At 39.3% G+C, this 13,260-nt stretch carries 7 protein-coding genes; all 7 read right to left on the bottom strand.

Going from position 1 to position 13,260, the window contains the following annotated elements; all coding sequences use genetic code 11:
• Positions 1-45: 45 nt before the first annotated feature.
• On the bottom strand, positions 46-2,871 hold the full coding sequence (locus RIB54_RS20720; protein ID WP_350102778.1) for a M16 family metallopeptidase: 2,826 nt from the start codon (positions 2,869-2,871) through the stop codon (positions 46-48).
• Between the two features lie 151 nt (positions 2,872-3,022).
• Positions 3,023-3,691 (bottom strand): lipoprotein signal peptidase, encoded by a 669-nt coding sequence (locus RIB54_RS20715; protein ID WP_502879624.1) that lies wholly within the window; start codon positions 3,689-3,691, stop codon positions 3,023-3,025.
• Between the two features lie 4 nt (positions 3,692-3,695).
• Positions 3,696-6,995 (bottom strand): isoleucine--tRNA ligase, encoded by a 3,300-nt coding sequence (gene ileS, locus RIB54_RS20710; RefSeq protein WP_350102777.1) that lies wholly within the window; start codon positions 6,993-6,995, stop codon positions 3,696-3,698.
• A gap of 19 nt (positions 6,996-7,014) precedes the next feature.
• A complete protein-coding gene (locus tag RIB54_RS20705; protein WP_350102776.1) occupies positions 7,015-9,450 on the bottom strand; it encodes an efflux RND transporter permease subunit in 2,436 nt (811 codons plus the stop codon).
• Between the two features lie 101 nt (positions 9,451-9,551).
• Positions 9,552-10,886 carry a deoxyguanosinetriphosphate triphosphohydrolase gene (locus tag RIB54_RS20700; RefSeq protein WP_350102774.1) on the bottom strand — a complete coding sequence of 445 codons (1,335 nt, stop codon included), beginning with the start codon at positions 10,884-10,886 and terminating at the stop codon, positions 9,552-9,554.
• A 5-nt stretch (positions 10,887-10,891) separates the two neighbouring features.
• Complete coding sequence (locus RIB54_RS20695) at positions 10,892-11,707, bottom strand: zinc-dependent peptidase (protein WP_350066044.1); 816 nt, start codon at positions 11,705-11,707, stop codon at positions 10,892-10,894.
• Positions 11,708-13,252, bottom strand: coding sequence for a glycine--tRNA ligase (locus tag RIB54_RS20690; protein WP_350102772.1), 1,545 nt, complete (start codon positions 13,250-13,252; stop codon positions 11,708-11,710).
• Positions 13,253-13,260 lie beyond the last annotated feature (8 nt).

Raw genomic sequence — 13,260 nt, 5'->3', positions numbered from 1 at the left:
CCCACAATCTTTAAAGAGAGTGGGGTTCATGTAATTTTAAAATTATTATTTGCCGGATTCTTCTGGCATCAATACAATCTTGATGTACTGGTCAGCAGGCAAAAACTTTTTGGCTGCTTCCTGAAGATCTTTTGATGTTAAATCTTCAATCTGTTTTTCATACTCATAATAACCCGATAAGTCATAGTTATTATAATAGTAGCCATACAGTGAGTTCAGCCAATATTGATTTTCCTTAAGGTTGTCTTTTCTTTCTTTTCGTTGGGTCTCTTTTAGCTTATTTATATCCTCTTCAGAAACACCTTCTTTTTTGATTTTTTCAATCTCATCAAAAGTTGCCTGTACTAAGTCATCAACGTTCTCAGGGCCGCATGGGAATCCAATTCTGAAAGTATAATTTTCATAAGGATATTTGCTAATGCTGCCTGAAGCACCTACGCCATATACTCCACCTTTTTCTTCTCTAAGTATCTCGATAAGCTTGATTGTAAGTAGCTCACCTAGGGTTCTTAGATTATAGCTGTCCTCTTTTGTGTATTCTGTTTTGTCAGTAAATACAATGTTAACAGAGCTTTTCTGATCTGTTCCTTTATTCACCACTTTCTCAACCTTGCCCGATGGAGGCCTGATACCTAGGTCTTTCCAGGTTTCTTCTCTCGATGTAGAAGGCAGACCGCCAAGGTAAGTTTCTAACAATGGCGTGATCTCAGCGATGTTAAAATTGCCTACAAATAAGAATGTGAAATCGCTGGCATCGGCAAATCTGTCCTGATAAATCTCAAATGATCTTTCGAAATTAATGGCATCAAGATCTTCAGGAGTTGGGAATCCACCACCTCTTGGGTGATCCTGAGTAAGGATTCTGCTTACCTGATCAGAGAAATAAAACTGAGGGTTAGACATCAAATTACCCAAAAGCATTTTATTTTTTGATTTGAATGACTCAAATGACTTTTCATCTTTTCTTGGGTTGGTGAAGTACAAATAAACCATCTGTAGCATTGCCTCCAGATCTTTAGGTGCGGCATTGCCACTCACCCCTTCTGTAAGGTCTCCAATAAAGGGGTTTACCCTTACAGTTTTTCCTGACATCATTTTTTGCAAGTCAGTTACCGTAAATTCACCCACACCACTCTCGTTAATGATTTGAGAAGAGAAGCCAGCATTTTTATCATCAGCATCAGGGTAAATCGACTGTCCGCCCGGGCTAAATGATCTCATTAAAATCTCATCATTTTTAAAATCAGTAGGTTTTAAAACCACTTTAACACCATTAGATAGAGTAAGCTCTGTAGCTCCAACTATTTCCAACTCTTTGCGTGAAACAATTTTTCCTGCAGCTGGTTTTTCTTCCAATAGTTCTGCACCTACAGTGCCATCATCATAAGGGGTAATCTTGGCTAATTGCGCTTTGAAAAGAATTTTCTTGACCTCTTCTTCAGTTGGCATAACTACTCCCTCTTTTTCCGGACCGGTAATAACTACCACTCTATTTGAGTTGCTGATCCATTTTTTAGCCAGCGCATTTACCTCTTCAACGGTGATTGTTGGCAATACCTTTTTATAGAAATCATATTCAAAGGCGATACCAGGAATTGGCTCATCTGATAGAAAGTTTCTGATATACTCAGAGGCATAGTTTTGCGATTCAGTCTTGTCAGCCTCTTTATATGCCTTCTCCATACGGTTTAACATATCGGCTTTATACCTTTCCAGTTCTCCTTCTGTAAAACCGAATTTCTTTACTCTTTCATTTTCAGTTACCAAGGCATTTAGGCCATTTTCTACTCCATTTTCACCTACTACTGCAAATGAAGAGTAATTACTTTTGGTACGAACCATACTGCCATAGCTTGTACTTGCAAAAAAGAATGGAGGTTCTGGCGACTGTTTCAACTCATCAAGTCTTTGGGTAATCATGCCTGAGTAAAGGTCGTAAACAATGTCCCTTCTAAACTGATCCAAGGTTTTAGTTTCTTCGTTGTCTTGCTTATAGATCAGTTGAATTTGTGTAAATGAAGCCTCAGGATCAGTTACCACACTCACTGCAGTATTGTCCTGATCAGGTACATCATAGAATTTTCTTTCACGTGGGTTTTTTGGGTTTTTGATCTTGCCGAATTGAGCTTTAATCTTTTTCTCCATTTCAGCTGGATCGATATCTCCAACTGCAACAATTGACATCAGATCAGGGCGGTACCAGTCTTTGTAGAATTTTCTAATGGTCTCATAATCGAATGATTCCAATACTTCTTTCTTACCAATAGGCAATCTATTGGCATATCTTGAGTCTTTGAACATAACTGGAAACCACTCATCACGCATTCTTTGATTAGCGCCTTGCCCTAATCTCCACTCTTCCATAACCACACCCCTTTCCTTATCTATTTCTTCATCAGATAAGGTGATGTTGTGTGCCCAGTCTTCTAAAACCAATAGCCCTTTGTTAAGGGTCTCTTCATTATCAGAAGGAATAGGAAGAATGTATACTGTTTCATCAAATGAAGTGTAGGCATTAAGATCTGCGCCAAATTTTACACCTACTGATTGTAAGTAATCTACCAGCTCATTTTTCTCGAAGTTTTTAGTACCGTTAAAGGCCATATGCTCCAGAAAGTGAGCCAGACCCAGCTGATTTTCATCTTCAACGGTAGAGCCTACATTAACAACCAGTCTGAGCTCCACTTTGTCCTCAGGCTTTTCATTTTTACGGATGTAGTAGGTCATGCCGTTATCAAGCTTCCCTACAACTACATTCGGATCTGTTGGAAGCGGAGTATTTAAGCTCCCTTTAATTTCTTTTTCTTGTGCGTTAACGAATCCTGTCAGAACGAACAGAAAAACGGTTAAAACACTTAAGCATCTTTTCATCATATTGGTTTTAGGTTAGTTTTTATAAGAAAAATATTATTCTTGATAATGTAAATCTATTGTATTAACACCAATAAAAGAAAGGCTAAACATGATTAAATGTTTAGCCTTCTACTAAAATCTTAAAGAAATTTAATTTTGATAACTGCCTCTAAGAAACCACCTCTTCCTGAGTAGTTTCTTGTTCTTTCTTTAATTCCTCCTCAGATTTCACCCCTTGCAACTGCTCTTTAGGGATGAAGAATTTCTTCTGGAAGATTAATATGATGACTACACCAATAAAAATGGAAGAATCAGCAATATTAAATACAGGGCTGAAGAATAAGAAATAATCCCCACCTACAAACGGCATCCATTCAGGATAATGGCCGTCAAATAATGGGAAGAATAGCATATCAATTACCTGACCGTGAAACCATGGTGTTGGTGATCCTGCAGGAGCATTGTCTAATAATACACCATAAAGTGTACTGTCAATAACGTTACCTACAGCACCTCCTAAAATTAAACCCATACACCACAAAAGGCCTGTATGAGCTTTTTTGATGTACAAGTAATAGATATAATAGCCGATGCCAAACATTGCACCAAGACGGAATAGGGTTAATAATAACTTGCCATACTCATGGCTCGATTTTAAACCGAAGGCCATACCCGGATTGAGCAAGTAATGAAGTTTGAACCAGTCACCTAGCACATCTATTTCACCACCAGCACCCATCATCATGTTGTTATGTACCAATAACTTAGATGTTTGGTCGATAGCAATGACAACTAAAGCCACCAAAAAATACCTCAACAAAGTCATATTCAGCTTCATAATCTTAGGCCTCAATTTTTATTTTTAACTTATGCTCGTCCATTTCAAGCAAACTTCCATCAACTATACTATCAGAAATGTTTAACGACAGAGCCTGGGTTTCTGTACATATATATTCCTTGTTGGCTTCAAGAGCAGCATTAACAAGATCAGTATTCTTTTCTATTAAGATGTTGATCTTATCCTGTACTTCAAGTCCCATGTCTTTACGCATGTTCTGCACACGGTTTACCAAATCCCTTGCAATTCCTTCTTTTTTCAACTCATCATCAATGGTGATGTCTAAGGCCACTGTCAACCTGCCTTCTGTAGCCACGGACCAGCCTGGAATATCCTGATATGTTACCTCAACATCTTCCAACGTCAACGTTACCTTTTGATCTGCGAGAGATATTTCTAAACTATTATCAGCCTCTAACTTGCTGATATCATCAGCATTTAGTTGATTGATCTTCGCAGCTATTTCTTTCATCTTAGGCCCGTATTCCTGACCCAGTTTCCTGAAGTTTGGCTTTACATTCTTAACAAGTATACCGGACTCATCATCAACAAATTCGATAGTCTTGATATTCACTTCAGATTTGATCAACTCCTCAACCGCAGTAACATGAGATTTAAACTGCGCGTTTAGCACAGGTACCAAAATCTTAGATAAAGGCTGACGCACTTTGATCAAATGCTTCTTACGCAAGGAATGAACTAGTGAAGAAATATCCTGTGCTAACGCCATACGAGTTTCTAAATCCTCATTGATATAGCTCCTATCTGATAGAGGATAACTCGTTAAATGTACGGACTCGAACGGTTCCAAATTGCTCACAGCATTTAAATCCTGATACAATCTATCCATGTAGAATGGTGCAATTGGCGATGAAAGCTTAGCAATAGTTACCAGACAGTTGTATAAAGTCTGATAAGCTGAGCGTTTATCATCATTGTATTCACCTCTCCAGAAACGCTTTCTATTCAAACGAACGTACCAATTGCTTAAATCATCTATGGTGAAGTCCTGAATTAAACGTGCTGCCTTAGTAGGCTCATAATCTTCATATGCCTGATCAACCTTGGCTATTAAACTATTAAGCTTGCTTAATATCCAACGGTCACTTTCTGTTCTTGCTCTTAAATCTATTTCGCCTTCACTATAATCGAATTTGTCAAGATTAGCGTAAAGTGCAAAGAATGAATACGTATTGTGAAGTGTACCGAAAAACTTTCTTGAAACTTCAGTAATACCGTCAATATTAAATTTAAGATTATCCCAAGGGTTGGCATTTGAGATCATGTACCAACGCGTGGCATCAGGCCCGTGCTCAGCCAGTGTTTTAAATGGATCAACAGCATTTCCCAATCGCTTGGACATTTTGTTTCCATTCTTATCTAAAACAAGCCCATTGGCAATTACATTTTTGAAGGCAACACTTTTGTTAAGCATTACCGCAATAGCATGCAATGTAAAGAACCAGCCTCTCGTTTGATCCACACCTTCAGCAATAAAGTCTGCAGGATAATTGGCCTTGAAAATGTCTTCATTCTCAAAAGGATAATGCCATTGAGCATATGGCATAGCTCCTGAGTCAAACCAAACATCTATAAGATCTGGCTCACGAAACATTTTTTTACCTGAATCAGATACCAGCACTACATCATCCACAAATGGTCTGTGTAAGTCAAAATCATCTGAAAGTTCTTCATCCATAAATCCAGCTTCTACAGCCTTAGCTACTTCAGCCTTTAACTCTTCCATAGAGCCGATACATTTCTGCTCATCTTTATCTTCAGATACCCAAATTGGTAATGGTGTTCCCCAGAATCTTGATCTTGACAGGTTCCAGTCAACCAGATTTTCCAGCCAGTTACCAAACCTGCCAGTACCGGTAGATTCAGGTTTCCAATTGATGGTTTTGTTTAAAGCAACGAGGTCATCCTTAACAGCCGTGGTTTTGATAAACCATGAGTCAAGTGGATAGTACAGAATAGGCTTGTCCGTTCTCCAGCAATGTGGATAGGAGTGTTCGTATTTCTCTACTTTAAAAGCTTTATTCTCTTCTTTTAGCTTGATAGCTAATAGCACGTCTAACGACTTCTCAGGAGCATCTGCATCGCTGTAGTATTCATTTTTGACATACATACCAGCAAACTCGCCCATCTCTTTCACATATCGGCCCTGACGGTCAACTATAGGAGAATCTTTGCCCTCACTATCTTTAACCAATATAGCACCTATGCCTGCTTGCTTAGCTACGCGGTAATCGTCAGCACCAAATGTTGGAGAGATATGAACTATGCCAGTACCATCTTCAGTACTTACATAATCACCAGGAATCACTTGAAAAGCAGGGCCGTCAGGCTGGATGTAAGGAAGCAATTGCTCATATTCCTGACCAACGATGTCCTTGCCTTTGAATTCTTCAACTACTCTATAAGGAACAACTTTGTCACCCGCTTTGTAATCTTCTATTTTTGCTTCAGCATCCTTAGGGTTAAGGTAAGAACTCAGTCTATCTTTCGCCAGAATTACAAATACCTTTTCAAATGTATAGGGGTTGAAAGTTTCAACTTTGACATAGTCAATTTTTTCACCTACTGCTAAAGCAGTATTGGCTGCAAGTGTCCATGGTGTGGTTGTCCATGCCAGGAAATACTCATTGTCAGTTCCTTTCTTTTTAAACTGGGCAGTAACAGTGGTGTCTTTTACATCTCTGTAAGTACCAGGCTGGTTTAGCTCGTGAGAGCTAAGTCCTGTGCCAGCAGCTGGTGAGAACGGCTGGATGGTATAGCCTTTATAAAGCAATCCTTTATCATAAAGCTGCTTTAATATATTCCATAATGACTCAATGTAATCTCTCTCAAAAGTCACATAAGGGTCATCCAAATCAACCCAGTAACCCATCTTTTCAGTTAGGTCATCCCATTGATCTTTAAACTTCATCACCGTCTCACGGCACTTCTCATTGTATTCTTCAACGGATATTTTTTTGCCAATATCTTCTTTAGTAATACCGAGTTCTTTCTCCACCTGAAGCTCAACCGGCAAGCCATGTGTATCCCAGCCGCCTTTTCGCTTTACCTGAAAGCCTTTAAGGGTTTTATAGCGGCAGAAAATATCCTTTACAGCTCTGGCCATCACATGGTGAATACCAGGTGTGCCATTAGCAGAGGGAGGGCCCTCATAGAATGTGAATGTCGGCTGCCCTTCCCTTGTATCTATAGATTTTTTGAAGACCTCTTCTTTCTTCCAATAATCAAGTACTTCATTGGCTATTTCAGCATAGTTAAGCCCTTTATACTCTTTATACTTCACCGTATTACTCCTTTAAATATTATGAATTAATTTCCTTTGACCTGTCTTCTTCTTCCTTGGCTACTCTGATCAATTCCAAGTCAATCTCCTCATCCTCATCTTCCTGATAGAAGCCATCATCATATTGCTCGATAAGGGGATGAAGCGTTTTACTCCTTTTGCCATTATCAAATGTCATTAACAATGAAGGCAATAAAATAAGATTGGTAATCATAGCAATTAACAATGTGATTGACGTCAAAATTCCCAATGCCACTGTACCTCCAAAGTCGGAAAAAACAAAAATCACAAAACCAGCAAAAAGAATGATGGATGTATACATCATGCTTGCTCCTGTTTCTTTTAGACTTCTGCTTACGGCCAACGGAACGAAAAATTTATGAGCAAATAACTCTTGTCTGTATTTTGCTAAAAAATGGATAGAATCATCGACTGAAATACCAAATACAATGCTAAATATCAGTGCGGTACTCGGTTTAAGGTGAATACCGGCAAAGCCCATAATACCGGCAGTAATAATTAATGGGATTACATTTGGCACCAATGATATCACTATCATTCTAAAGTTGACAAACAATACGGCCATAATAATGGCGATAATGATAAATGCCAAGCAAAGGCTAAACCATAGATTCTGAATCAGAAACTTATTGCCTTTGATGAATAATGGAGTAGTGCCAGTGATGCTCAATTTTAAGTCCGTATCGCCAAACAAGGTATCAATTTTAGGTTGAACAACCCCTTTAATCAACGAGTCCATCTTATGTGAACCAATATCAGCTACTTGCATGGACAGTCGCATTTTGGTCAAGGTAGAATCAACAAAGGAGCTAAAAAGTCCTGAGCTATCACCTTGATTTCGCATGTACCTGAGGATGTAATTCTTCTCTCGGTTATTCGGCAGACTATACCTTGCAGGGTTGTTATTGTAAAATGCTTGCTTAGATGCTTTTATAAAACTAACCACACTTACAGGTTTTGATATATCTCTTTGTTCCGCTAAAAAGGTTTCGAATTCATCAATTTTCTCTAAGTTTTTAAGATCAATCACCCCTCTGCGCTTTTGGGTATCAACCACAATCTCTAATGGCATAATGCCACTAAAGTGCTTCTCAAAGAATCTTAAATCTTGCTTTATCTCACTTCTGGAGGGCAAGTCATCCACCATATAAGATACCGCCTCAACTTTTGACATTCCGTAAATTGACACTGCCACCAATACTCCTGTTATTGAATAGATGATGGCCCTGTGCCTGTGCACAAGAATATCCATTTTATTAAGTATGAAGTCAACCCCCTTAAAACGTAAATGCTTCAACTGCTTTCCGCCCGGGGATGGCAGCCATGAGAAGACAGCAGGAATAAGAATTATGCTTACCAAAAAAGTAACCATGATATTTAGCCCTGCTACTATTCCGAACTCCCTAAGAATAGTAATGTCTGTGGAGGCAAGCACTAAAAAGCCTACAGCAGTGGTAAAGTTTGTAATCAAGGTAACAAGGCCTATTTTCCTCACTACCCTACTAATGGCCATCACCTTATTGCCATGCTTTTCAAATTCCTGATGATATTTATTGAGCAGGTAGACACTGTTGGGTATGCCTATGACAACAATTACTGGAGGTATTAGCCCGGTAAGGATGGTTATTTTATAACCGAAAAGCACAAGGGAGCCCATTACCCAAACTACAACAACAGCTATGATGGTCATTGGAAAAACAACAGCATCCCAGGTTCTGAAGAATAAAAATAGAATCAGACCTGTAACAGCTACAGAAAGGAAAAGAAAAACCTGCATTTCCCTTTTTACTTTTCCTGCAACTACAGAGCGCACAAAAGGCAACCCTGCATAGTGTAATTTTATGCCAGTTTCCTTTTCAAAAGCCTCACCATTGTCTATTATTTTCTGGGTAAGATCCAGTCTTTTAGAGGAGTTGAGCACTTCACGCTGTATAGAAATTAGTACCAAAGTGGCTCCGTTGTATTCATTAACAAGCTGCCCTGCATAAAATTTCTGATTAAATGCCTCTGTCATAAGGCTGTCTAAAGTTGCACGGTCATCAGGGATGCCATTTGCGAAAATGGGCTTTAGAAGAAATTTATTGTTGGCAGTATCTTTTTCCAGCAGTTGAATTAATGGTAGAGAAAGAACATTATTGACACCATCAAGGGTGTCAAGCTCCTTGCTTAATTTATATAGCGATTTGAACTTGTCGGTTTCGTAAACACTGCTATCAAGTATGCCCAGTGCTACCAGATTTCCATCTTCTCCAAATAACGATTTGAAGTTTTGGAATTCGATCATGTCAGGGTCATCAGCAGGAACAGTTTTTGCAAAGTCATAACTCATCTCTGCAAAGCGCGCATGATAGCCCATGAAGGCCGTAATGGCCACCAGTATAGCAACTAGTAATAGTCGCTGTTTTATGATGATATGAGAAAGCTTAGTCCACATGCTAAAACAAAGGCACAAAGGTAATGATTTTAGCTAGAAACAGTAGTTAAAAATAGGATAGAAGGCGATTGCCAAAAAACAGTTAATTATGGTGACTGGAATTAGCTGTTTGGCAATGAAATCCCCTTGATCTTTCTGAACAGAGAGATGGCGTGCCTGTCTGTCATGCCTGAAACAAAATCGATGCAACTCATCAACACAGAATAGGAATTGCCTTTGTTCTGTTTGATGTCTAAAATTGCCTCTGGAGGCATTAAACGTAAAAGTGATTGGTTTTTAATGGAAGCCTTTTCATTTCGGGATAAATCCACAGCAGCCTGAGTGAAAGCCTCTAATAGTCCGGGAAGCACTTCAAAACCTGCAGCCTCGGTCTCCATAACCTGCCGTGATCTGTAGATCTTTTCGATAGAGATTTTGATAACATCATTTAAGACTCCTGCAGATGGTATGGCATCTGTTAGTGATATGTCAAATTCCCCGCTGATAATTTCATTTTCCTTATCCAAAAACAAAGCACAGCATTCATCAATTAATTGACCTACTGAAAGAGCCCTGAGTGTGCCTATTCTTTCGTTAATAGTATCAATCTTATAGAGCTTTTCTAAACTGAACCGTTCTTTCAAAATGTTGGCAAAGAGCTCAACTGTTTTTTCATAACTGACTAGCCCAAGCCTACAGCCATCTTCCAGATCAATGAGATGATAACAAATGTCATCTGCAGCCTCTACCAAAAACGCCAACGGATGCCGTGACCAGCTATAATCTTCAAACTGGATTAAGCCAGTGCTTTCAGCAATAGATTTAAATGTGTCTTTTTCGCTTTGAAAGAAACCATATTTCTTCTGGCTTCTACGATTTGGGTCTTTAGACTTAATGATGGATTGCCTAGGGTATTTACTAAAGGCCGCTAGTGTGGCATACGTAAGCTTCATGCCCTGGTACCGCTCTTTGTTAAATAACCTAAAACCCTGCGCATTTCCTTCAAAGGTAGTGAGGTCAGCCCACTCCAGTTCATTGACTAATGATTGATATTGCTTGCCACTTCCCTCTTTAAAGAAGCCTGATATTGCATCTTCGCCAGAATGTCCGAAGGGAGGGTTGCCAATGTCATGCGCAAGAGAAGCAGCTGCTACTATAGCACCAAAATCATGGATTGAAAAGCTCGATTTAAGCCCCGGGTGTCGCTCTAAAATGATTTCTCCAACGCGCTTTCCCAAGGTTCTGCCAACACTGGATACTTCAAGGCTATGAGTGAGCCTGGTATGCACAAAATCATGTTCTGGCAAGGGATGAACCTGGGTTTTATCTTGCAGCCTCCTGAACGGATGAGAAAATATAATCCGATCATAGTCCTGCTCAAAAGCACTTCTGCTAGGCTCATGTGCGGTCTTTTTCTCTGGAGTACGCTGATTAGATAAAAGTTCTTCCCAATTCATGATTGCTATTTTGGACTACTAAAATTATATAATTTCAAAGGATCCTGACGCAGCAACATGGCAATAGTTTGATAAAGGTCAGGAAGTTGTTCGCTCATTTGTGATGGCTGCTCAAAGAAATATTCGAGGGCAACAGCAAAAAATTCATATTCATTGGTGCCAGCATAGGCCCTTAATAAATGCGGCTGACCACTATTGATTTTTGGCATTTCCCTATCGGTGATGATACTCAGTGTTTGAAGCGCATCCTTATTAAGAAAGTCAAACTCCTCATTTCTTATTCTGTTTTCGAAGTGTATGGCATGGGCCATTTCATGAATACCCACATTAAAGGAATCAGTAAGATCTCCATACCCTTCTACAAAGTGATTCCATGAAAGCAAGATGATGCCAGCCCTCGGGTTCACCTCACCCAAGTGATATTTTTTGGTGATGCGGGAATAATAGGAATCAGGATAGATCAGTATTTTATCAAAGTTTGAAAGGTAAATCCCTGGCAATCCAAAAGTCAGTTGTATCGCACTAGCAGAGATCAAAACCTTCATCTCTTCCGATATAGGTAGTGATGACCTGGAAATAAACTTTTTAGAATAAATAAAACGCTGCACACGCCTTTCAAACTCCTTCTTTTCGGGCAAAGGCAGCACTTTATAGTAAGCGCTGTATTTATTAAGTATCTGCTTCCTGCTATTTTTTAAGGGCTGTCTTACCTTAAGGCTGTATCTAACCTGATCATAGATATAAACATATATATCATTAAAAACCGACCAGACTCCGAATATTAAAAGCCCAATTACTACTAGTAATAAAAAGTATCCCAACTAGATTTTTTTCAGCAGGCTGGTTACAGATACAAGGTCAGAAACCCTGGCATGGAGCTGAGAGATATCAATACGCTCCTGTTGCAGATTGTCTCTATCTCTTATAGTTACAGTATTGTCTTCAAGTGTCTGATGATCAACAGTAACACAGTATGGTGTACCAACAGCATCTTGTCTTCTGTAGCGCTTACCTATGGCATCTTTTTCATCATAAGTGCAGTTGAAATCCAGTTTCAGGCTGTCTAATACTTCTCTTGCCTTTTCAGGAAGGCCATCTTTTTTCAGCAACGGCAATACGGCAACTTTGGTTGGAGCTATAGCTGCAGGAATCTTAAGCACAGTTCTTTCACTGCCATCTTCCAGTGTTTCTTCCTTATAAGCAGAAGTCATTACCGCTAAGAAAAGGCGATCAAGACCAATTGAAGTTTCAATTACATACGGTACATAGCTCTTATTTTCCTGAGGGTCGAAGAATTGTAATTTCTTTCCTGAATGCTCTTCATGAGCTTTAAGGTCAAAGTCTGTTCTACTGTGGATACCTTCCAATTCTTTGAAACCCATTGGGAAGTTAAATTCAATGTCACAAGCAGCATTGGCATAATGCGCAAGGTTTAGATGGTCATGGAATCTATAATTATCCTCACCTAAGCCAAGTAGTTTATGCCAGCTGATTCTGGTGTTTTTCCAGTGTTCATACCACTTCATTTCGTCACCTGGCTTTACAAAAAATTGCATCTCCATTTGCTCAAACTCACGCATACGGAAGATAAACTGTCGGGCAATAATTTCATTTCTGAAAGCTTTACCTATTTGGGCTATTCCGAATGGGATTTTCATTCTGCCAGTCTTCTGTACATTCAGGAAGTTGACAAAAATTCCCTGAGCAGTTTCAGGTCTTAGATAAATTTTACTGGCTCCCTCAGCAACCGAACCAAGTTCTGTTGAAAACATAAGGTTAAACTGGCGCACATCGGTCCAATTTTTAGATCCTGAAACAGGGTCTGCTATGCCTAAATCTTCTATTAATGTTTTTAGGTCAGATAGATTGCCAGACTCCAATGCAGTTTTCATTCTGTCGTTGATACTATCAATCTCAGCCTGATAGCCCATAACACGCGCATTAGTGGCTAGATACTGCTCCTTGTCAAAAGACTCTCCAAAACGCTGGGCTGCCTTATCAACTTCCTTGTTGATTTTAGCTTCAATTTTAGCAATATGATCTTCTATTAAAACATCAGCTCTATAGCGCTTTTTCGAATCCTTATTATCAATCATAGGATCATTAAAAGCATCAACATGACCCGATGCCTTCCAGGTAGTTGGGTGCATAAAAATTGATGCATCCAGGCCAACAATGTTTTCATTCATTTGAACCATGGCCTTCCACCAGAATGACTTCAGGTTATTTTTTAACTCTACGCCATTTTGGCCATAATCGTAAGCCGCAGCTAGTCCATCATAAATTTCACTAGAAGGAAAAATAAAGCCATACTCCTTGGCATGGGCAATTATTTTTTTCAACAAATTATCGTCTTGGTTCGCCATAGGGCGCA

This window comes from Fulvivirga sp. (assembly GCF_040218215.1).
Taxonomy (GTDB): Bacteria; Bacteroidota; Bacteroidia; order Cytophagales; family Cyclobacteriaceae; genus Fulvivirga.
The sequence above is the reverse complement of the archived record's forward strand: the minus strand, read 5'-3'. Positions and strand labels throughout refer to the sequence as shown.